The sequence below is a fragment of the Streptomyces sp. NPDC001515 genome (genome assembly GCF_053597115.1).
Genome location: NZ_JBSFHN010000006.1, coordinates 25,643 through 46,836, shown reverse-complemented (window position 1 = coordinate 46,836; position 21,194 = coordinate 25,643). Strand labels below are relative to the sequence as shown.

Below are 21,194 nucleotides of genomic sequence, written 5' to 3'. Positions count from 1 at the left end.
TAATGAGCGGGTGCCCTGCCGGGCATGGTTGGATGCGAAGAGAGCGGAAAAACGAGGGTGTCCAGTCGGGACAGGCGGGAATCGTGAGGATCTTCGGGAAGGTACGGCATCGGCCCTCCGCCTCTTGGCGGCAGGCCACGGACCGCGCGTTCACGCTGATCGGCGACGGCCGGTACGAGGACGCGGGCGCGCTGCTGACACGCGCGGCGGACCTGGAGCCCTGGCTCTCCGAGTCGTGGTTCAACCTGGCGCTGCTGCACAAGTTCCGGCACGACTGGGAGCAGGCCCGTGCCGCGGGCCTGCGGGCCGTCGCGCTGCTGGACAAGGAGTCCGGGGCCCCGGACTGGTGGAACGTGGGCATCGCCGCCACCGCCCTCCAGGACTGGCCGCTGGCCCGCCGCGCCTGGCAGGCGTACGGGCTGCGGGTGCCCGGCGGCGGGCAGCAGTCGCCCGCCTCGGCGAACGAGCCGGTCGGGATGGACCTGGGCAGCGCCGCCGTGCGGCTGTCGCCGGAGGGCGAGGCCGAGGTGGTCTGGGGCCGCCGGCTGGACCCGGCCCGGATCGAGGTGCTGTCGATCCCGCTGCCGTCCTCCGGCCGCCGCTGGGGCGAGGTCGTCCTGCACGACGGGGTGCCGCACGGCGAGCGGATCACCGCCGCCGGGCCCGCGTACCCCGTCTTCGACGAGATCGAGCTGTGGGCGCCGTCGCCCGTGCCGACCTGGGTGGTGCTGCTGGAGGCGGCGACCGAGGCGGACCGGGACGCGCTGGAGCAGCTGGCCTCCGACGCCGGATTCGCCGCCGAGGACTGGTCCTCCTCCGTCCGGCTGCTCTGCCGGTCCTGCTCGGAGAGCCGGATGGAGAGCGACGAGGGCGACGGCGAGCACCTGGACCCGCACGACCACAGCGAGCCGGGCCACCCCGGCCCGCTCGGCCACCGCACGGCCGGCGAGCTGTGGGTGCCGGAGCGCGAATGCGGTCTGGCGGCCCCCGCCGGGCTGGTGCGCGGGCTGCTGGACGGCTGGGTCGCCGACAGCCCGGACAGCCGTGAGTGGCGGGATCTCGAAGAAGTCTGCTGACGGGTGCCCGTAGGCTGTACGGGCACCGGGTTCCGGTGCCGGTGCCGGGTGAGAAAGGCGTATGGCGGAGATGGCGCAGCAGGAGACGGACGAGCGGACCACCGGTGTCGACGAGGAGGGCTTCCTCATCGACACCGAGGACTGCGAGGCGCGGGAGACGGCCCACCGCGAGCGCGGTACGTCCCGTCCGATCACGGTGGTGGGCAACCCGGTCCTGCACAAGGAGTGCAAGGACGTGACCGTGTTCGACGAGGAGCTGGCCCGGCTCATCGACGACATGTTCGCGAGCCAGCGGACGGCGGAGGGCGTGGGCCTGGCCGCCAACCAGATCGGCGTCGACCTGAAGGTCTTCGTCTACGACTGCCCCGACGACGACGGGGTGCGGCACACCGGGGCCATCTGCAACCCGGTGCTGGAGGAGCTGGCGCCCGAGCAGCGCGTCCTGGACGACTCCAACGAGGGCTGCCTCTCGGTCCCGAGCGCGTACGCCTCGCTGGCGCGCCCGGACTACGCCGTGGTGCGCGGCCAGGACGCCGAGGGCAATCCGGTGCGGGTGCGGGGCAACGGCTACTTCGCCCGCTGCCTCCAGCACGAGACGGACCACCTCTACGGGTACCTGTACATCGACCGGCTCTCCAAGCGCGACCGCAAGGACGCGCTGCGGCAGATGGCGGAGAACACCCCGCGCTACGAGACCGTCCCGAACGACTGAGACCGTGTGAACGGCTGGGACCGTGGTGAACGTCCGTGACCACGGTGAACGGCCGGTCGCGTCCGCAGGCCCCGTCCCGGAACCCCGGGGCGGGGCCTGCGGCCTCCCACTCGACGGTCAACTTCCGTTCCTACGCGCGTAGTTGACGCGCGTTGACTCCTCCGACAGGCTTTCCCCCCACAGAGTCTCCACCAGAGGGAGCCCCCCATGCTCAGACGTTCCGCACGCCTCCTGCTCGGCCTTGTCATGATCATGGCATCCGCTGTGGGCGGGGTGGTGGTCACCGCCTCGTCGGCCCAGGCCGACGGCTGCTACACCTGGACCCGGACCCTGGCGCCGGGCGCCACCGGCAACGATGTCGTCCAGCTCCAGATCCGGGTGGCCGGATACCCCGGCTACAACTCCGTGCTCGCCATCGACGGCTCCTACGGGCCCGCCACCACGGCCGCCGTCAAGCGCTTCCAGGCCGCCTACGGACTGGCCGCCGACGGCATCGCCGGACCCGCCACGCAGTCCAAGATCTACGCCCTCCAGGACAACGACTGCACCCCCGCCCACTTCACGTACGCCGAGCTCAACCGGTGCAACAGCACCTGGTCGGGCGGGGCCGTCGCGGCCGGGACGGCCAAGGCCAACGCGCTGAGCACCATGTGGAAGCTGGAGGCGCTGCGGCACGCGCTCGGCGACCGCCCCATCACCATCAACAGCGGCTTCCGCTCGTACTCCTGCAACAGCGCGGTGGGGGGTGCCTCCAACAGCCGCCATCTGTACGGTGACGCGGCCGACCTCGGCGGGATCGCGTTCTGCACCCTCGCCAAGCAGGCCCGCTACCACGGCTTCCGGGGCATCCTCGGCCCCGGCTACCCCGACCACAACGACCACGTCCACGTGAACCAGGGCCCGACGCACTTCTGGTCGGCGCCCAACTGCGGCATCTGACACCGCGGAGGGGCCCGCCGGGCGTCCGGCGGGCCCCTCCCGTGCGTCCGCGCTCAGGCCGCCTCGGTCAGACCGTCCGGGCCGCGGAAGGTCCTGCGGTACGCCTGCGGGGTGGTCCCGAGCGAGCGGACGAACTGGTGGCGCAGGGCCGCCGCGTTCCCGAAGCCCGTCCGCCCGGCGATCGTGTCCATCGTCTCGTCGGTGGTCTCCAGCAGGTGCTGCGCCAGCAGGACCCGCTGGCGCAGCAGCCAGCGGTAGGGGGTCGTACCGGTCTCCTGCTGGAAGCGGCGGGCGAAGGTGCGCGGGGACATGTGGGCGTGGGCGGCCAGCTGGTCCACGGTCATCTCCCGGTCCAGATGGCGCTCCATCCACGCCAGGGTGCCGCCGACCGTGTCGCAGCGGTCACGGGGCAGCGGGCGCTGGATGTACTGCGCCTGGCCGCCGTCCCGGTGCGGCGGCACCACCATGCGGCGCGCGATCGTGTTGGCGGCGTCCTGGCCGTACGCCTGCCGGACCAAGTGAAGACAGGCGTCGATCCCCGCCGCCGTGCCCGCCGAGGTGATCACCGAGCCCTCGTCCACGTACAGCACGTCCGGCTCCACCCGGGCGCGCGGGAAGCGGCGGGCCAGGACGTCCGCGTGCTTCCAGTGCGTGGTGCAGCGCCGGCCGTCGAGCAGGCCGGCCGCGCCCAGCAGGAACGCCCCGGAGCAGACGCTCAGCACCCGCGCGCCCCGGTCCACGGCCCGCCGCAGCGCCTCCAGGATCTCCTCGGGGAACTCCCGGTCGCCGAAGCGGCTGCCGGCCGGGATCGCGATCAGATCGGCCTCCTCCAGGCGGTCGAGGCCGTACGGGGTGTGGATCGTGAACCCCGCGTGGGTGCGCAGCTCGGGGCCCTCGGCGGAGACCACCGCGAAATCGTGCACCGGAAGGCCCTCGTCGCTGCGGTCCAGTCCGAAGACCTCGCACAGCACGCCGAGTTCGAAGGGATGGACGTCATCGAGCATCAGGGCGGCGACATTCTTCAGCATGCCCCCAGTGTGGCAGTAATTCGATGCCGAATGACAGTCCTGCCACTGATGTTCTCGTGCGCGAGCGGCGAGAGTAGAGCCATGAACACATTCGTGAACATCCTGGGCATATCCGCCGTCATCGTCGTCGTCCTGACCCCCGCCCTCCTCGGCATCGCCCGGGAGCGGCGCATCGACCGCGCCCTGCGCGAGGCGGAACGCACCCGCGCCACCGAACCCCCCGGAACGGCGGACGCCGCGCGGCCGGTGGCGGCCGCACGGCGTCCGTACGTCAGGAGCTGGGCGCGGGTCTAGAAGTCGTCGTCGAACCCGACCGTGCCCTCCACCGCCACCTGGTACGCGGAGGGGCGCCGCTCGAAGAAGTTCGTCAGCTCCTGGACGCCCTGGAGCTCCATGAAGGAGAACGGGTTCTCCGAGCCGTACACCGCCGGAAAGCCCAGCCTGGTCAGCCGCTGGTCGGCGACGCACTCCAGGTACTGGCGCATCGAATCGGTGTTCATCCCCGGCAGCCCGTCCCCGCACAGATCGCGGCCGAACTGCAGCTCCGCCTCGACGGCCTCCCTCAGCATGGCCGTGACCTGCTGCTCCAGGGCCTCGTCGAAGAGGTCGGGCTCCTCCTTGCGGACGGTGTCCACCACCTCGAAGGCGAAGTTCATGTGCATGGTCTCGTCCCGGAACACCCAGTTGGTGCCCGTGGCGAGACCGTGCAGCAGCCCGCGCGAACGGAACCAGTACACGTAGGCGAACGCGCCGTAGAAGAACAGCCCCTCGATGCACGCAGCGAAGCAGATGAGGTTCAGCAGGAAGCGGCGGCGGTCGGCCTTCGTCTCCAGCCGGTCGATCTTCTCGACCGAGTCCATCCACCGGAAGCAGAACTGCGCCTTCTCCCGGATCGACGGAATGTTCTCCACCGCCGCGAACGCCGCCGCCCGGTCCTCCGGATCGGGGAGATACGTGTCGAGCAGCGTCAGATAGAACTGGACGTGCACGGCCTCCTCGAAGAGCTGCCGCGACAGGTACAGCCGCGCCTCGGGGGAGTTGATGTGCTTGTACAGCGTCAGCACCAGGTTGTTGGCGACGATCGAGTCCCCGGTCGCGAAGAACGCGACCAGCCGGCCGATCATGTGCTGCTCGCCCGGCGAGAGCTTGGCGAGATCGGCCACGTCGGAGTGGAGGTCGACCTCCTCCACCGTCCAGGTGTTCTTGATCGCGTCCCGGTAGCGCTCGTAGAAGTCCGGGTAGCGCATCGGCCGCAGGGTCAGTTCGAAGCCCGGGTCGAGCAGGTTCTTCTCGTCGGTGGCGCTCATTACTGGCAGGCCTCGCAGGACTCGGGGTTTTCGAGGGAGCAGGCGATCGCGTCCGCGTCGGGCGCCGGAGCCTGCGCGGGGACGGCGGCGGCGGCGGACGCCGCGCGGGCGATCCGGGTCGCCGGACGGGACCGCAGGTAGTACGTCGTCTTGAGCCCGCGCTTCCAGGCGTACGCGTACATCGAGGAGAGCTTGCCGATCGTCGGCGTCTCCAGGAACAGGTTGAGCGACTGGCTCTGGTCGAGGAACGGTGTACGGGCCGCCGCCATGTCGATCAGGCCGCGCTGCGGGATCTCCCACGCCGTGCGGTACAGCGCCCGCACCTCCTCGGGGATCCACGCGAAGCCCTGCACCGAGCCGCTCGCCTCGCGCAGCGCCTCACGGGTCCGCGCGTCCCAGACGCCGAGCGCCTTCAGCTCCTCCACCAGATAGCCGTTGACCTGGAGAAACTCACCGCTGAGCGTTTCGCGCTTGAAGAGGTTGGAGACCTGCGGCTCGATGCACTCGTACACCCCGGCGATCGAGGCGATCGTCGCCGTCGGCGCGATGGCGAGCAGCAGCGCGTTGCGCATCCCGCTCTTCGCGATCCGGGCGCGCAGCGCGTCCCACCGCTCCGGCCAGGCCCGCTCGGCGTCGTAGTGGTCGGGGTGCAGCACCCCGCGGGCGGCACGCGTCTCGGACCAGGCGGGGAGGGGGCCGGAGCGCTCCGCGAGATCGCACGACGCCTCGTACGCGGCGAGCATGATCCGCTCCGAGATCCGCGTGGACAGCGCGCGGGCCTCGGGGGAGTCGAAAGGCAGCCGCAGCTTGAAGAAGACGTCCTGGAGCCCCATCGCGCCCAGCCCCACCGGGCGCCAGCGGGCGTTGGACCGGCCGGCCTGCTCGGTCGGGTAGAAGTTGATGTCGACGACCCGGTCCAGGAAGGTCACGGCGGTGCGGACGGTGGCGTCCAGCCGCTCCCAGTCGATCGTGCCGCCTTCGACGAACGCGGCGAGGTTGACCGAGCCCAGGTTGCAGACGGCCGTCTCGCCGTCGTCGGTGACCTCCAGGATCTCGGTGCACAGGTTCGAGGAGTGCACCACGCGGCCCGGCTCCGCCGTCTGGTTCGCGGTCCGGTTGGAGGCGTCCTTGAACGTCATCCAGCCCTGGCCGGTCTGGGCCAGCGTCCGCATCATCCTGCCGTACAGCTCACGGGCCGGCAGGGTCCTGCGCGCCAGGCCCCGGGCCTCGGCGTCCCGGTAGGCCGCGTCGAACGCCTCGCCCCACAGGTCCACCAGCTCCGGCACGTCCGACGGGGAGAACAGCGACCAGGTGCCGTCCGCCTCCACCCGGCGCATGAACTCGTCCGGGATCCAGTGCGCCAGGTTGAGGTTGTGCGTGCGCCGCTGGTCCTCGCCGGTGTTGTCGCGCAGCTCCAGGAACTCCTCGATGTCCGCGTGCCAGGTCTCCAGGTAGACCGCCGCCGCGCCCTTGCGCCGGCCGCCCTGGTTGACCGCCGCCACGGAGGCGTCGAGCGTCTTCAGGAACGGCACGATGCCGTTGGAGTGCCCGTTGGTGCCGCGGATCAGCGAACCCCGGGCGCGGATGCGGGAGTACGGCAGACCGATGCCGCCCGCGTGCTTGGAGAGCCGGGCCACCTGGTGGTAGCGGTCGTAGATCGAGTCCAGCTCGTCGCGCGGCGAGTCCAGCAGATAGCAGGAGGACATCTGCGGATGGCGGGTGCCGGAGTTGAAGAGCGTGGGGGAGGAGGGCAGATAGTCCAGCCGGCTCATCAGCCCGTACAGCGCGGCGACCTCGTCCAGGGCGCGCGCCGATTCGTCCTCGGCCAGTCCGGCGGCGACGCGCAGCATGAAGTGCTGCGGCGTCTCGATGACCTGACGGGTGTGCGGGTGGCGCAGCAGATAGCGGCTGTGCAGGGTGCGCAGCCCGAAGTAGCCGAAGCGGTCGTCGGCGCCCTCGGCGAGCGCCCCCTCCACCAGCGCGTCCAGCGCGTCGGCGTGCCGCGCCACGAACGCGGCGGTGCGGTCCGCGATCAGCCCCTCGCGGTGGCCCACGGCGACCGAGGCGGAGAACGAGGTGGCGCCCTGCCCGGCCGCCTCCTCCGCGACGGCGCGGGTCAGCAGGCGGGCGGCGAGCCGGGAGTAGGCGGGGTCCTCGGAGATGAGCCCGGCGGCGGCCTCGGTGGCCAGCGAGCGCAGCTCGGCCTCGTCCGCGTGGGCGCTGCGGCCGCGCAGCGCGGCGGCGGCGACCCGTCCGGGGTCGGTGTCGGGCAGGTCCGCGGTGAGCGCGGTCAGGGTCCGCAGCAGCGCGGCCCCCGGTCCGTCGCCCGTGCTTCCCGTTGACTCGGCCGCTGAGACCGGATCGGCTGGCGCGATGGTCACCTGGTGCTCTCCCTCGCTCGGCTCGGGGCCGTCGGGTGCGCGGGGGCAGCCGGGCGGAGCGGGGCCCGGACAGGGCGGCACTCCGTGCGGCGTCCACCGGCCCATCCACGAGGCCCGGACGTCTGGGCACCCGGTTCGGTCGAGCCGGGTGCGCTGTCGGCAGGTCCTCGGACTGGAGGTGCGCGAAAGCGCACCGAACACACCGTTGCGGGACAGTTCCGGATTCGCACCGGATTCCCCTGCGGCGACAGCGAGCATGAGCATACATGTGGGGGCCGCCGGATGAGGCGGCCCCCACATGTTGTGTCGCATGGGTGCTCAGACGGAGGAGTGCAGCTCCAGCCGGTAGGTCAGCAGCCTCAGGTCGTCGATCGGATCCCAGTCCCGCTCGGGGGTCCGTACGAAGCCGAGGCGTTCGTAGATCCGGTGCGCCCCGCGCATGGCCGGCTGGGTCGACAGCACCAGGCCCGTGACGCCCTCGGTGGCCCGTGCGCGGGCTATGCAGGCCCGTACGAGCGCCTCGCCCGCGCCCGCCCCGCGCGCCTCGCGGGCGACCGCCAGCATCCGGAACTCCGCCTCGTCCGGTCCCGCGATGTCCGCCCAGGGATTGCCCGGCGCCGCGTAGGTGACTCCGCCCAGCACCCGCCCCCCGGCGTCCGCCGCGACCAGCACCTCGGCCTCGGCGGCCCGCCGGGCCACGTCGCGCAGGTGCACCAGATACGGGTCGTCGGCACCGAAGTCCAGCAGCCCGTCCCCGAGATAGGCCTCGGCGGTGATCTCGCCGAGGAGGGCGTGCTCCGAGGGGTCCACCGGTCGGATCGTCATGTCCATGTGCGGAGTCTGCCCCACGCCCCGGCACGGTCCGCGACCGGGTTCCGCGCCCGCGCGCGAACGGGCCGTCGCGCCCCCGGCAGCCGGGGGCGCGACGGCCCGTGACCGTGCGTCAGTGCCCGCCCGGCGCACCGGCGGTGGCCGGCGGGAGCACCTCGGTCACCCCGGGGTCGCCCGCGTCCGCCGTGTAGTCCTCCGGGGAGGTCTCGTCGATGCCGGCGGGGGCCTTCAGGGCGTTCAGGACGAACGTGAGGACCACCACGACCACGACGTTGAGCACGAAGGCGGTCAGACCGATGTAGCCGATCTCGCCGAGGCCCGGGATCTCCTTGGAGGAGCCGCCGAAGTGCTTCTGCGTGGGGCTCGCCACCCCGTACGCGGCGGCGGTGCCGTAGACCATGCCGACCGCCCAGCCGGCCAGCAGCGCCCAGCGGTGGAACCAGCGGGTGAAGAGGCCGCCGACCAGGGCCGGCATGGTCTGGAGGATCCAGATCCCGCCCAGCAGCTGGAAGTTGATCGCGACCGTCTTGTCCATGGTGAGGACGAAGGCGAGGGCGCCGACCTTCACCAGCAGCGACACCAGCTTGGAGACCTTGGTCTCCTGCTCGGGCGTCGCGTCGGGCTTCAGGAAGTCCTTGTAGATGTTGCGGGTGAACAGGTTGGCCGCCGCGATGGACATGATCGCGGCGGGCACCAGCGCGCCGATGCCGATGGCGGCGAAGGCCACGCCCGCGAACCAGTCCGGGAACATGTTCTCGAATAGCTGCGGGATCGCCAGCTGGCCGTTCTCCACTTTCACGCCGGCCGCGATCGCCATGAAGCCGAGCAGGGCGAGCAGGCCCAGCATCAGCGAGTACAGCGGCAGGATCGTGGTGTTGCGGCGGATCACGTCACGGCTGCGGCTGGAGAGCGTCGCCGTGATCGAGTGCGGATACATGAACAGGGCCAGCGCGGAGCCGAGTGCCAGCGTGGCGTACCCCCAGTGCCCGGCCTCGGGCGGGGCCAGCGCCCCGGTCGGCTTGCCGCCGGGCGGTCCGGCGAACTTGTCCGCGGCGGCCGAGAAGATGTCGTCGAAGCCGCCGAGCTTGATCGGGATGTAGATGATCGCCACGGCGATGACCAGGTAGATCAGCCCGTCCTTGACGAAGGCGATCAGCGCCGGCGCGCGCAGCCCGGAGGAGTAGGTGTACGCCGCGAGCACCGCGAACGCGAGCAGCAGCGGCAGGTCCTTGACGAACCAGTTGGTGTTCTCGCCGCCGCCGACGCCCATCACGTCCAGCACCGCCTGGATGCCCACGAGTTGGAGCGCGATGTAGGGCATGGTCGCCAGGATGCCGGTGACGGCGACCGCCAGCGACAGGCCCTTGGAGCCGAAGCGGCCGCGGACGAAGTCCGAGGTGGTGACGTAGCCGTGCTTGTGCGACACCGACCAGAGCCGGGGCAGGAAGGTGAAGATCAGCGGGTAGACCAGGATGGTGTACGGCACCGCGAAGAAGCCGGCCGCGCCCGCCGCGTAGATCGCCGCCGGGACGGCGACGAAGGTGTACGCGGTGTAGAGGTCGCCGCCGAGCAGGAACCAGGTGACCCAGGTGCCGAACGACCGTCCGCCCAGGCCCCATTCGTCGAGGCTGGCCTCGTTCTCGGCCTTGCGCCAGCGGGCCGCCATGAAGCCCATGACGGTGACGGCCACGAAGAAGAAGATGAAGACGCCGAGCGCGACGCCGTTCACGCCGTCCTTCATGACGACGCACCTCCCTTGCGGGCGCGCTGGTCACGCTGCCACAGCTTGTACGCGATCATGGTGAGCGCCGTGGAGATGAGCACCCAGAGCATCTGGTACCAGTAGAAGAACGGGATTCCGATGAAGGTCGGGTCGACCTTCGCGTACGAGCCCACCCACAGCATCGCCACGAACGGCGCGACGAGGCAGAGGGCGATGACCACCCGGACCGGGGTGATGGCGGGTGGTTTCTCGTCAGGATCTGCTGACATGGCGGCGACTCCGTCCCCTCGCTGAGCACCTGTAATGCGCAGGAAATCTAGGGCAGTGTCCCGGCTACCGTCACCCCCCGTCCGCATTGCGGTCCGGCAACGGTCACGGCGTCGCGTACGAGGGGTCGAAATGGCCTTATCCGTCGGGGGGTTGGTCCAGACCAATGGGGGTGAGGGGGGTCGCGTGCGGGCAGCGGAAGGCCCCCGTGGGAGGGTTCCCACGGGGGCCGGTCGGGGTGGCCGGAAGTGGCCCTGCCGGATCAGTCCAGCGGGCGCTTCAGGCGGGCCACGAACTTGTACCGGTCGCCCCGGTACACCGACCGCACCCACTCGACGGGTTCGCCCTGCTCGTCCAGCGAGTGGCGGGACAGCATCAGCATCGGCAGACCCACGTCCGTACCGAGCAGGCCGGCCTCGCGCGGGGTGGCCAGCGAGGTCTCGATGGTCTCCTCGGCCTCGGCCAGCCGCACGTCGTACACCTCGGCCAGCGCCGTGTAGAGAGAGGTGTACTTCACCAGCGAGCGGCGCAGCGCCGGGAAGCGCTTGGCCGAGAGGTGGGTGGTCTCGATGGCCATCGGCTCGCCGCTGGCCAGGCGGAGCCGCTCGATCCGCAGCACCCGCCCGCCCGCGTTGATGTCGAGCAGTCCGGCCAGGGTGTCGTCGGCCGTCACATAGCCGATGTCCAGGAGCTGGGACGTGGGTTCCAGTCCCTGGGCGCGCATGTCCTCGGTGTACGAGGTCAGCTGAAGGGCCTGCGAGACCTTCGGCTTGGCGACGAAGGTCCCCTTCCCCTGGATGCGCTCCAGCCGGCCCTCCACGACCAGCTCCTGGAGCGCCTGGCGCACCGTGGTGCGCGAGGTGTCGAACTCGGCGGCCAGGGTCCGCTCCGGGGGCACGGGCGTGCCCGGCGGCATGGTGTCCGTCATGTCGAGGAGATGTCGCTTCAGCCGGTAGTACTTCGGGACGCGTGCGGTGCGCGTGCCCGCACCCGCGCCCGTCTCGTTCTCCGCACTGCCCCCGTCGGCACCCATGGCCCGCCTTCCCGACTGCTGCGTTGCTGCCGTCACCGGCTCCTCCGTCTGTCGCGGCTCACATGGTGGCACGGTCCGGTCACGGCTCGTCGCCCTCCCTCAGGTGTCGGTCCTATAACGGACGCGAGTGCACTTCTTATACACCCTTGACACCCCTAAAGGTCTAGGCCAAGCTCCCGGTACTGGTCTAAACCATTAAAGACCAGGTCCCAGCCCCAGCAGTACTCGTCGGCGTTGTCTTGCGTGGTGGCAGGGGGTTGCAGCATCCCTGAGGAGGGTGGCGTGAAGCGCAAGCTCATCGCGGCGATCGGCGTCGCGGGCATGTTGGTTTCCATCGCGGCGTGTGGTTCGGACGACGACAAGGCGTCGTCGAAGGACCCGAAGGACCGCAAGGAAACGCTCACTGTCTGGCTGATGTCGGACGCGCAGAGCACGTGGCCCGAACTGGTCAAGGACGTCAACAGCCAGTTCAAGGCGAAGTACCCCAACGTCAAGGTCAACGTCCAGTACCAGACGTGGGCGGACAAGGCCAAGAAGCTGGACGCGGCCCTGGCCGGCGACAAGTACCCGGACGTGGTCGAGCTCGGTAACACCGAGACCATGACCTACATCCTCAACGGGGCGCTCGGCGAGATCGACCCGAAGAAGTACGAGAACTCGGACACCTGGATCAAGGGTCTGAAGGACACGTGCTCCTTCGAGGGCAAGCAGTACTGCGTGCCTTACTACGCCGGCGCCCGCGTCGCGATCTACAACAAGGACATGTTCAAGGCCGGCACCGGCAAGGACACCCTCCCCGCCACCCAGGACGAGCTGACCGCCGCGCTCGACAAGATCGGCGAGAAGTACGGCAAGGACAAGGCGTTCTCGCCGCTGTACCTGCCGGGCCGCTACTGGTACGCCGCGATGTCCTACGTCGCCGCCGAGGGCGGGTCCATCGCCAAGTACGACGAGGGCAAGAAGGAGTGGAAGTCCACTCTGTCGACGCCGGAGGCCCAGAAGGGCATCACCGACTTCGTCGAGCTCGTCAAGAAGTACAACCACGGCGACAAGACCAAGGACGAGGCGGACCACGCCAACGTCATGGCCAACGAGAAGACCGCTCTTCTCTACGGCAACGGCTGGGAGGCCGGCAGCGTCGTCGACTCCAAGGCGAACGGCAACCCGAAGCTGAAGGACAAGATCCTCACGGCGGGTATGCCCGGCCCGAACGGCAAGGCGCTCCCCTCCTTCATCGGCGGTTCCGACCTCGCCACCATCTCCAAGTCGAAGATCCAGGATCTCGGCGAGGAGTGGATCTCGATGTTCACCTCCGAGAAGTCGGAGGAGGTTCTCGCCTCGAAGAACATCCTTCCGAACAACACCAAGCAGCTTGAGCCCCTGAAGGCCAAGCCGGAGACCGCGGCCATCGCCAACGCCGTGCCGGACGCCTGGTTCACCCCGATCGCCCCCGGCTGGACCGCGATCGAGAAGAAGGAAACGCTCGAGATCATGCTGCTCGACATCATCAAGGGCAAGTCGGTCGAGGAGGCCACCAAGGCCGCCGACGCGGAGATCGACTCGATGATCAACAAGGAGTCCTGAGCCCCGAGCTCACGGAGTCCGAGCCGGTGAGCGTCTGAGGCGCCGACTCGTCTGATCGTCCACGGGGGTGGTGGGCCCGAAAGGGGCTGCCACCCCCGTCCTCCGGTACCCGGTCCGAAACGGAAGGCAAGCACAATGAGTGCCGCCGATATGAAAGCAGCCGACCCGCCGGTGTCCGTCCCGCGGGCCCCTGAGGGTGCGGATCCTCAGCTCGCGAGAAACGTGAACCGTAAACCGCGGAAGGCCGGCGCTCTGCTGCCGTACCTCCTCATAGCACCGGCGTTCATCGCCATCGCCGCAGTCTTCGTCTGGCCCTTCATCAAGACCGTGATCATGTCCTTCCAGGACGTGGGCCGGCGCGAGCTGTGGTCCGGCGCGGACGCCCCCTGGGTCGGCTTCGACCAGTTCACCAACATCCTCGGCGACGGCGAGTTCTGGGACGTCGTCTGGCGGACGATCATCTTCATGGTCGTCTGCGTGTTCGCCACCATGGCCGGCGGCCTCGGCCTGGCCATGATCATGCAGCGGATGTCCACCTGGGTCCGGCTGCTGCTGACCGCCGCGCTGGTCGCCGCCTGGTCGATGCCGCTGCTGGTCGCCACCTCCATCTTCCGGTGGTTCGCGGACTCCGACTACGGCGTCCTCAACATGGTGCTCGACAAGTACCTCGGGATCGACGCCCAGGGCCACAACTGGTTCCTCGACCCGAAGCAGGGCTTCGTCATCATCGGCGCGGTCGTCGTCTGGGGAGCCATCCCCTTCGTCACCGTGACGCTCTACGCCGCGCTCACCCAGGTCCCCAAGGAACTGGAGGAGGCCGCGGCCCTGGACGGTGCCGGCACCACCGGGGTCTTCCGCTACGTCACCTGGCCGGTCATCAAGCCCGTCTTCCAGATGGTCGCCACCCTCTCCGTGCTGTGGGACTTCAACGTCTTCGCCCAGATCTTCCTGATGCGCGGCAACAAGCCGGAGCCGGAGTACTCCGTCCTCGGCATCTACTCGTTCGAGAAGGCCTTCGAGTCCAACTCGTTCAGCCAGGGCGCTGCCATCTCGCTCATCACGGTCCTGCTGCTGTCCGGCGTCGCCGTGTACTACCTGCGCCAGCTGCTCAAGATCGGAGAGGTCGAGTGAGCACCTCCACCCCCCAGGTCCTCCGCCCGGACCGCAAGAAGAGCCGGATCGGCTACAACATCGCCGGCCTCGTGGCCTTCGTGCTCATGGCCTTCCCGGTCTACTGGCTGGTCATCAGCGCGCTGCGCCCCAACGCGGAGATCCGCAGCTACGACCAGACGCTCTGGCCGACGTCGATCACCTTCGACAACTTCTCCCGCGCCATCAAGCAGCCGAACTTCGGCACGGCCATCGAGTCCAGCCTGATCGTCTGCGGCGTCGCCGTCCTCGGCGGCATGCTGCTCGCTACCATCGCCGCGTTCGCCATCGGCCGGTTCCAGTTCCGCGGCCGCAAGTTCTTCATGATCGTGCTGCTCGTCGTCCAGCTGCTGCCCCCGACGGCGATGCTGATCCCCATCTACATCCAGCTGAACGACCTCGGCGGGCTGAACGAGTACTGGGGCGTCATCGTCATCTACCTCGTCTCCACCCTGCCGTTCGCCACCTGGATGATCCGCGGCTTCGTGATCAACATCCCGCAGGAGCTGGAGGAGTCGGCCATGGTCGACGGCTGCAGCCGGATGGGCGCCTTCTGGCGCGTCACCTTCCCCCTGCTGGCCCCCGGCCTCGCCGCCGCCTCGATCTTCTCGCTCATCACCGCCTGGAACGAGTACCTGCTCGCCTACGTCGTCCTCCAGGACAACGACAAGTACACCCTCAACGTGTGGCTGATGAACTTCACGACCTCGCGGGGCATCGACTACGGCGCGCTGATGGCCGCGTCCACACTGATCGCCATTCCGGTCGTGGCCTTCTTCCTGCTGGTGCAGAAGCACATGGCAACCGGCCTCACCTCCGGCGCCGTGAAGGGATAACGCCTCCCATGACCACCCTCGTCTCCCACACGGACACCGTCACGCGCGACGCCCTCGCGGTGCTCCAGCCGGGCTTCACCGGCACCACCGCGCCCGAGTGGCTGCTGCGCCGGGTCGCCGAAGGACTCTCCTCCGTCGGCCTCTTCGGCCGCAACATCGAATCGCCCGAGCAACTCGCCGCGCTCACCGCCCAGCTCCGGGCCGAGCGCGACGACGTCCTCGTCGCGATCGACGAGGAGGGCGGTGACGTCACCCGGCTGGAGGTGCGCCACGGTTCCTCCTTCCCGGGCAACCTGGCGCTCGGCCACGTCGACGACACCGACCTGACCCGCGACGTCGCCCGGGAGCTGGGCCGCCGGCTCGCCGCCTGCGGCGTCAACCTCAACTGGGCGCCCTCCGCGGACGTCAACTCCAACCCCGGCAACCCGGTCATCGGCGTCCGCTCCTTCGGCGCCGACCCGCACCTGGTCGCCCGGCACACCGCCGCCTACGTCGAGGGCCTCCAGGCCGCCGGCGTCGCCGCCTGCACCAAGCACTTCCCGGGGCACGGCGACACCGCGGTCGACTCCCACCACGCGCTGCCGCGCATCGACGTGGACCTGGAGACCCTGCACGCCCGGGAACTGGTCCCGTTCCGGGCGGCCATCGAGGCCGGCTCCAAGTCCGTGATGAGCGCCCACATCCTGCTCCCGGCGCTCGACCCGGACCGCCCCGCCACCCTCAGCCCGCAGATCCTCACCGGTCTGCTGCGCCGGGAGCTGGGCTACGACGGCCTGATCGTCACCGACGCCGTGGAGATGCAGGCCATCGCCTCGACGTACGGGATCGAGCGGGGCTCCGTCCTCGCGATCGCGGCGGGTGCCGACGCCCTGTGCGTCGGCGGCGGCCTCGACGACGACGAAACGGTCCTGCGGCTGCGCGACGCCCTCGTCGCGGCCGTCCGCACCGGTGATCTGCCCGAGGAGCGGCTCGCCGACGCCGCTGCCCGGGTGCGGGCCCTCGCGTCCTGGACGCAGCGGGCCCGGGGGGCTGTTCCGGAGCCGGGCGCGGCAGCGCAGGAGGGGACCGCGCCCGGCACCGGACACGGCGTCCCGTCCGACATCGGCCTGATCGCCGCGCGCCGCGCGGTGAAGGTCACCGGCTCCGCCGAACCGCTGACCGGCCCGGCCTACGTGGCCGCGTTCACCCCGGTCGCCAACATCGCCGTCGGCGACGAGACCCCCTGGGGCGTCGCCGCCGAACTGGCCCGGCTGGTGCCCGGCACCGGAACCGACACCTACGCCGACGGGGCCGAGGACCCGGCGGCCGCGGTGCTCGCGGCGGCGGGGGAGCGGCGCATCGTCGCGGTGGTGCGCGACGCGCACCGCCACGCGTGGATGGCCGGGGCGCTCGACGCGCTGCTGGCGAGCCGTCCGGACACGGTCGTGGTCGAGATGGGCGTGCCCCAGGCCGAGCCCCGGGGCGCCCTGTTCATCGCCACGCACGGCGCCGCGCGGGTCTGCGGCACGGCGGCGGCCGAGGTCATCGTGGCCGGTCACGCGGGGGCCTGACGCCTCCGGGGCCGCCCGAGACGAAGGGGCCGGGACACCGAACGGTGTCCCGGCCCCTTCGCGTGGCCGCCGGTTCAGAGGCCCTGCCAGGCCGGCTTCGCCGCGTAGGTGGCGCGGAAGTAGTCGGCCAGCTTCAGCTTGGAGGCCGCCGCCTCGTCGACGACGACCGTCGCGTGCGGGTGAAGCTGGAGCGCCGAGGCGGGCACGATCGAGGCGACCGGACCCTCCACCGTCTGGGCCACCGCGTCCGCCTTGCCCTCGCCGGTGGCGAGCAGGATCGGGTGGCGGGCCTCCAGGATCGTGCCGATGCCCTGGGTGATGACGTGGTGCGGCACCTGCTCGATGTCGTCGTCGAAGAAGCGCGCGTTGTCGATCCGGGTCTGCTCGGTCAGCGTCTTGATCCGGGTGCGGGAGGCCAGCGAGGAGCACGGCTCGTTGAAGCCGATGTGGCCGTCGGTGCCGATGCCGAGCAGCTGGAGGTCGACGCCGCCCGCCTCGGCGAGCGCCTTGTCGTACGCCTCGCAGGCGGCCTGGACGTCCTCGGCGGTGCCGTCGGGGCCCATGAAGGACGCCTCGGAGAGGCCGAGCGGCTCGACGACCTCGCGCAGCACCACGGAGCGGTAGGACTCCGGGTGGCCGGCCGGCAGCCCGACGTACTCGTCGAGCTGGCAGATCCGGGCGCGCGAGGCGTCCACGGCGCCGGAGCGGACCTTGGCGGCCAGCGCCTGGTAGATGGGCAGCGGGGTCGAGCCGGTGGCAACGCCGAGAAGGGCGTCGGGCTTGCGGCGGAGCAGGGCGCCGATGGCCTCTGCGATCAGTTCGCCGCCTGCCTTGGCGTCCGGGACGATGACAACTTCCACGCGGGGCCTGCCGATCTGGAGTGAAGACATGTGGTATAGACCAATCAAAGGCATAATCTAGCAGAACTCGCGCGCCCGGACACGGTCGCGGGGGGCCCGTCGGGCGAACGGCGGAAGGCCGTTCGGGCGAGCCGCGCCCTGGGTCCGCTGGTGGCCCCCCGGCCCCCGTGGTCGACTGGAGCCTGTCCGGCCCTTCCCGTCCGCCGGCCCTCCGGGCGGACGGCGCGTAGGGGCGGACAGGCCCTGGACCCACGCATCGCGACCGCCCGGGAGGCACCGGACATGACCGCCACGTATCCGGCGGACGAGAACGAGCGCCCCGGCCGGATCATGGCCGGCGAGATGGCCGAGCAGCCCGCGATGCTCCGCCGCGTCCTCGCCCGGGGAGCCCCCGCCATCCGCGCGGTCGCCGCCGAGATCGCGGCGCGCGGCCCCCGTTTCGTCCTGCTCACCGCCCGCGGCAGCTCCGACAACGCCGCGCTGTACGCGAAGTACCTGCTGGAGATCAACCTCGGGCTGCCCTGCGGACTGGCGTCGATGTCCACCACCACCGCGTACGGCGCGCGGCCCGACCTGAGGGACGTCCTGGTCGTCACCGTCAGCCAGTCCGGCGGCTCGCCCGACCTGGTCGCCTCCACCCGCGCGGCGCGCGAGGCGGGCGCCGTCACGCTGGCCGTGACCAACAGCCCGGACTCGCCGCTGGCCGCGGTCTCCGAATACCACATCGACGTCCTGGCGGGCCCGGAGAAGGCCCTCCCGGCCACCAAGACGTACACCGCGTCGCTGCTCGCCCTGTACCTCTTCACGGAGGGCCTGAGGGGCGGTGACGGGGCGGCTGCCGGGGTCCTGCCGGACCTCGCGGAGGCGGTCCTGGCCCGCCGGGACGAGGTGCGCGCCCTGGCGTCGCGCTACCGCTTCGCCGAGCGGATGGTCCTCACCTCGCGCGGCTACGGCTACCCGACGGCCAAGGAGGCCGCCCTCAAGCTCATGGAGACGAGCTACATCCCCGCGCTCTCCTACTCCGGCGCGGACCTCCTGCACGGCCCGCTCGCCATGGTCGACAACATCTCCCCGGTGATCGCCGTGGTCCCCGAGGGCCGGGGCGGCGAGGCCCTGCGGCCCGTGCTCGACCGGCTGCGCGGACGGGGCGCCGATCTCTTCGTGGTCGGGGCGCGGCCCCGGGTGGAGGAGGCGTCGGCGGGCTTCGTCCTGCCGACGGCCGGGGTGGCGGAGGAGGTCCAGCCGGTGCTGGAGATCCTGCCGCTGCAACTGCTCGCCCACGAGGTGACGATCGCCCGGGGCCAGGACCCCGACGCGCCGCGCGCGCTCGCGAAGGTCACCGAGACCCGCTGAGAGGGCCCGCCGCGAGGGCCCGGGAAACACCCGCGGGCCGCGGCGCCTGGCCGGGACCCTCAGCCCGACCGGCACCGCAGCCCGGAGTAGGACCGCCCTCCCGGGCGATCGGCTCGGCCGGCGGTGTGCGGTGCCCCCGGCCGGGGGGAGGCTTCCGCGCGGTCAGGGCAGAGAGCGCGGCTGCCTCGTTCCGCCCTCCTGTGCGGGGAGAGCGGAGTCTGTGTCTTCTGCATTGTGGACTAGACCATTAACCCCTGTCCATCTGTGGGGTGGGAGAATTTCCCGCCCGCCCATGGGCACGGACGGGCGGGCCGCCCGGTTCGATGCCGTGCGCGGGCGCGGGTACGCTCGCACCCGTGCCCTCCATGAACGACCTCGTACGCCAGCACACCGCCCTGAGCGATTCCGACCTGGAATGGCTCCACCTGCTGGTCTCGGAGTGGCAGCTGCTCTCCGACCTCTCCTTCGCCGACCTCGTTCTCTGGGTCCCCACCCGCGACGGCACCCGCTATGTGTCCGTCGCCCAGATGCGGCCCAACACCGGTCCCACCTCCTACCAGGACGACATGGTCGGCCATCTGGTGCCGCGCGGCCGCAGGCCGCTGCTGGACGCCGCCCTGGACGAGGGCCGGATCGTGCGCGAGGGGGACCCGGAGTGGCGCGAGGAGGTGCCCGTACGGGTCGAGTCGATCCCCGTGCGCCGGGAGGGCCGGGTCCTCGGCGTCATCGCCCGCAACACCAACCTCCTCACCGTCCGCACCCCCTCGCGGCTGGAGCTCACCTATCTCCAGTCCGCCTCCGACCTGGCCCAGATGATCGCGGCGGGGGCCTTTCCCTTTCCCGGCCAGCAGGTCGACATGGACGCCTCGCCCCGGGTCGGCGACGGACTGATCCGGCTCGACGCCGACGGCGTGGTGCAGTACGCCAGTCCCAACGGCCTCTCCGCCTACCACCGGCTCGGTCTCGCCTCCGACCTGGTCGGCCAGCACCTCGGCGGCATCACCGCCGAACTCGCCCCCTCCCGGGGCCCGGTGGACGAGGCCCTGGTCAAAATGGCCAGCGGCTACGCGCCCCGGGAGTTCGAGGTCGAGTGCGCCGGCGGGGTCATCCAGCTCCGCGCCATCCCGCTCAAGCCCAAGGGCGTCCGCATCGGCTCCCTGGTCCTGCTCCGTGACGTCACCGAACTGCGCCGCCGCGAACGTGAGTTGATCACCAAGGACGCGACCATCCGGGAGATCCACCACCGGGTGAAGAACAACCTCCAGACGGTGGCCGCCCTGTTGCGGCTCCAGGCCCGCCGGATGGAGTCCCCGCAGGGCCGCGAGGCGCTCAACGAGGCGGTCAGGCGCGTCGGTTCGATCGCCATCGTCCATGAGACGCTGTCCCAGAATCTGGACGAGCGGGTGGAGTTCGACGAGATCGCGGACCGGGTCATCGCGATGGTCGCGGAGATCTCGCCGGGCAAGGTGACCTGCCGCCGCACCGGACGCTTCGGGGTGCTGGACGCGGAGGTGGCCACCCCGCTCTCGATGGTCCTCACCGAGGTGATGCAGAACGCCCTGGAACACGCCTTCGGCGTCGCGGAGTCCGGCACCGTCGAGGTCTCGGCGGTCCGGGGCGGCTCGCCCACCGAGGCGCGGCTGCTCATCACCGTCCAGGACGACGGCTGCGGTCTGCCCGAGGGCTTCGACCCGCAGCGGGCCGGCAATCTCGGGCTCCAGATCGTGCGGACCCTGGTGGAGGGGGAGCTGGGCGGCACCTTCGGCATGGTCCCGGCCCCGGAGCGCGGCACGCAGGTCGTCCTCGACATTCCGGTCCGCGCCGCGAAGTAGCGTCCGCCGCCTCCTCCGCGCGGCGGCGCGCACGGCAGAGAGCCCGGACCGTGGGTGACGGTCCGGGCTCTCTGGTCAAGCATGCGCTTCGGGGGTACTGCGCGCTGCGACTCGGGGGGCGGGATGGTGCGTACGCGCTGTACGCGCCGCCTGGCTGAGGTTCGTAGCGGTGGCGTCGGTCAGGCGCTGGCGTTGCGCGCCCGGTTACGAGCGGCGCGGCGCTTCATTGCGCGGCGCTCGTCCTCGCTGAGGCCACCCCAGACGCCGGAGTCCTGGCCGGACTCGAGCGCCCACTGCAGGCACTGCTCCATGACGGGGCAGCGACGGCAGACGGCCTTGGCTTCCTCGATCTGCAGCAGCGCAGGACCGGTGTTGCCGATGGGGAAGAACAGCTCGGGGTCTTCCTCACGACAAACGGCGTTGTGACGCCAGTCCATGGCTGCTACCTCTCCTTGGTATTACGTAACTGTTGCTTGTGAATGTGAACGCTTTCACGAATCCCTCCGCACGAGTCGGGCCAACGCCCAGATGAACTGGTTGTGGACCTGTGCGGTGAGGAGGGGTTCTGGCTCTCAGTGGAGGCCGATGTTGCGGGCCGTCCCGATCGCCATGTAGAGATTCGCAAACCTCGGCGACGGATACAACCCCTTCTGGAAAGTTTTTTTTGATTCCTCGGTGTCGGCTAGGTCACAGCCGTACTTCTAGAGGGTGGAGCCCAGTCCAAACGTTCGAG

At 70.6% G+C, this 21,194-nt stretch carries 19 protein-coding genes and 1 riboswitch; of the genes, 10 read left to right on the top strand and 9 right to left on the bottom strand.

Translation table 11 applies throughout. From position 1 onward, the window contains the following. Positions 1–83: 83 nt before the first annotated feature. The 3 genes from ACWCXC_RS09015 (at position 84) to ACWCXC_RS09005 (ending at position 2,727) form a co-directional block, all read left to right on the top strand. Positions 84–1,076, top strand: coding sequence for a tetratricopeptide repeat protein (locus ACWCXC_RS09015; protein WP_450685022.1), 993 nt, complete (start codon positions 84–86; stop codon positions 1,074–1,076). Between the two features lie 70 nt (positions 1,077–1,146). Beyond that, positions 1,147–1,788 (top strand): peptide deformylase, encoded by a 642-nt coding sequence (gene def, locus ACWCXC_RS09010; protein WP_450685044.1) that lies wholly within the window; start codon positions 1,147–1,149, stop codon positions 1,786–1,788. 207 nt (positions 1,789–1,995) lie between these two features. Then, positions 1,996–2,727, top strand: a complete 732-nt coding sequence (locus ACWCXC_RS09005; protein ID WP_450685023.1) for a D-Ala-D-Ala carboxypeptidase family metallohydrolase — start codon at positions 1,996–1,998, stop codon at positions 2,725–2,727. 53 nt (positions 2,728–2,780) lie between these two features. Here the strand turns inward: ACWCXC_RS09005 and ACWCXC_RS09000 are convergent, their stop codons facing one another. After that, positions 2,781–3,755, bottom strand: a complete 975-nt coding sequence (locus ACWCXC_RS09000) for a helix-turn-helix domain-containing protein (RefSeq protein WP_450685024.1) — start codon at positions 3,753–3,755, stop codon at positions 2,781–2,783. Positions 3,756–3,836: 81 nt separating this feature from the next. Between ACWCXC_RS09000 and ACWCXC_RS08995 the strand changes: the two genes are divergently transcribed. Further along, complete coding sequence (locus ACWCXC_RS08995; RefSeq protein ID WP_450685025.1) at positions 3,837–4,049, top strand: hypothetical protein; 213 nt, start codon at positions 3,837–3,839, stop codon at positions 4,047–4,049. On the opposite strand, the gene ACWCXC_RS08990 is transcribed toward ACWCXC_RS08995, so the two are convergent. The 6 genes from ACWCXC_RS08990 to ACWCXC_RS08965 form a co-directional block, all read right to left on the bottom strand. Next, complete coding sequence (locus tag ACWCXC_RS08990) at positions 4,046–5,062, bottom strand: ribonucleotide-diphosphate reductase subunit beta (protein WP_450685026.1); 1,017 nt, start codon at positions 5,060–5,062, stop codon at positions 4,046–4,048. The genes ACWCXC_RS08995 and ACWCXC_RS08990 overlap by 4 nt on opposite strands. Further along, a complete protein-coding gene (locus ACWCXC_RS08985; RefSeq protein WP_450887662.1) occupies positions 5,062–7,443 on the bottom strand; it encodes a ribonucleoside-diphosphate reductase subunit alpha in 2,382 nt (793 codons plus the stop codon). The genes ACWCXC_RS08990 and ACWCXC_RS08985 overlap by 1 nt, the downstream gene beginning before the upstream one ends. Positions 7,444–7,584: 141 nt before the next feature. Continuing rightward, a riboswitch (cobalamin riboswitch) is annotated at positions 7,585–7,707 on the bottom strand. 54 nt (positions 7,708–7,761) lie between these two features. Next, complete coding sequence (locus tag ACWCXC_RS08980) at positions 7,762–8,274, bottom strand: GNAT family N-acetyltransferase (RefSeq protein WP_450887660.1); 513 nt, start codon at positions 8,272–8,274, stop codon at positions 7,762–7,764. A 112-nt stretch (positions 8,275–8,386) separates the two neighbouring features. Next, the gene (gene mctP, locus ACWCXC_RS08975; RefSeq protein WP_450887658.1) at positions 8,387–10,015 is read right to left on the bottom strand and encodes a monocarboxylate uptake permease MctP; all 1,629 of its coding nucleotides are present in this window, start codon (positions 10,013–10,015) and stop codon (positions 8,387–8,389) included. After that, positions 10,012–10,266 (bottom strand): DUF3311 domain-containing protein, encoded by a 255-nt coding sequence (locus ACWCXC_RS08970; RefSeq protein WP_450887656.1) that lies wholly within the window; start codon positions 10,264–10,266, stop codon positions 10,012–10,014. Before ACWCXC_RS08970 ends, mctP begins: the two co-directional genes overlap by 4 nt. A 260-nt stretch (positions 10,267–10,526) precedes the next feature. After that, positions 10,527–11,297, bottom strand: coding sequence for a GntR family transcriptional regulator (locus ACWCXC_RS08965; protein WP_450685045.1), 771 nt, complete (start codon positions 11,295–11,297; stop codon positions 10,527–10,529). A 282-nt stretch (positions 11,298–11,579) separates the two neighbouring features. Between ACWCXC_RS08965 and ACWCXC_RS08960 the strand changes: the two genes are divergently transcribed. The 4 genes from ACWCXC_RS08960 (at position 11,580) to ACWCXC_RS08945 (ending at position 16,416) form a co-directional block, all read left to right on the top strand. Next, positions 11,580–12,881 carry a sugar ABC transporter substrate-binding protein gene (locus tag ACWCXC_RS08960; RefSeq protein ID WP_383634829.1) on the top strand — a complete coding sequence of 434 codons (1,302 nt, stop codon included), beginning with the start codon at positions 11,580–11,582 and terminating at the stop codon, positions 12,879–12,881. A gap of 135 nt (positions 12,882–13,016) precedes the next feature. After that, the gene (locus ACWCXC_RS08955; protein WP_450685031.1) at positions 13,017–14,012 is read left to right on the top strand and encodes a carbohydrate ABC transporter permease; all 996 of its coding nucleotides are present in this window, start codon (positions 13,017–13,019) and stop codon (positions 14,010–14,012) included. Next, entirely contained in the window at positions 14,009–14,866 is an 858-nt protein-coding gene (locus ACWCXC_RS08950) for a carbohydrate ABC transporter permease (RefSeq protein ID WP_450685032.1), read from the top strand. Before ACWCXC_RS08955 ends, ACWCXC_RS08950 begins: the two co-directional genes overlap by 4 nt. A gap of 8 nt (positions 14,867–14,874) precedes the next feature. Further along, positions 14,875–16,416 (top strand): glycoside hydrolase family 3 protein, encoded by a 1,542-nt coding sequence (locus tag ACWCXC_RS08945; protein ID WP_450685033.1) that lies wholly within the window; start codon positions 14,875–14,877, stop codon positions 16,414–16,416. Positions 16,417–16,490: 74 nt separating this feature from the next. Here the strand turns inward: ACWCXC_RS08945 and nagB are convergent, their stop codons facing one another. Beyond that, complete coding sequence (nagB, locus tag ACWCXC_RS08940) at positions 16,491–17,276, bottom strand: glucosamine-6-phosphate deaminase (protein WP_450887843.1); 786 nt, start codon at positions 17,274–17,276, stop codon at positions 16,491–16,493. Between the two features lie 282 nt (positions 17,277–17,558). Here nagB and ACWCXC_RS08935 point away from each other — a divergent pair, with 282 nt between their 5' ends. Beyond that, entirely contained in the window at positions 17,559–18,629 is a 1,071-nt protein-coding gene (locus tag ACWCXC_RS08935) for an SIS domain-containing protein (protein ID WP_450887652.1), read from the top strand. A 365-nt stretch (positions 18,630–18,994) separates the two neighbouring features. Continuing rightward, the gene (locus ACWCXC_RS08930) at positions 18,995–20,461 is read left to right on the top strand and encodes a sensor histidine kinase (RefSeq protein WP_450685047.1); all 1,467 of its coding nucleotides are present in this window, start codon (positions 18,995–18,997) and stop codon (positions 20,459–20,461) included. A 179-nt stretch (positions 20,462–20,640) separates the two neighbouring features. Here ACWCXC_RS08930 and ACWCXC_RS08925 read toward each other — a convergent pair whose 3' ends face one another. Next, the gene (locus ACWCXC_RS08925; RefSeq protein WP_003953983.1) at positions 20,641–20,898 is read right to left on the bottom strand and encodes a WhiB family transcriptional regulator; all 258 of its coding nucleotides are present in this window, start codon (positions 20,896–20,898) and stop codon (positions 20,641–20,643) included. Between the last annotated feature and the right edge of the window lie 296 nt (positions 20,899–21,194).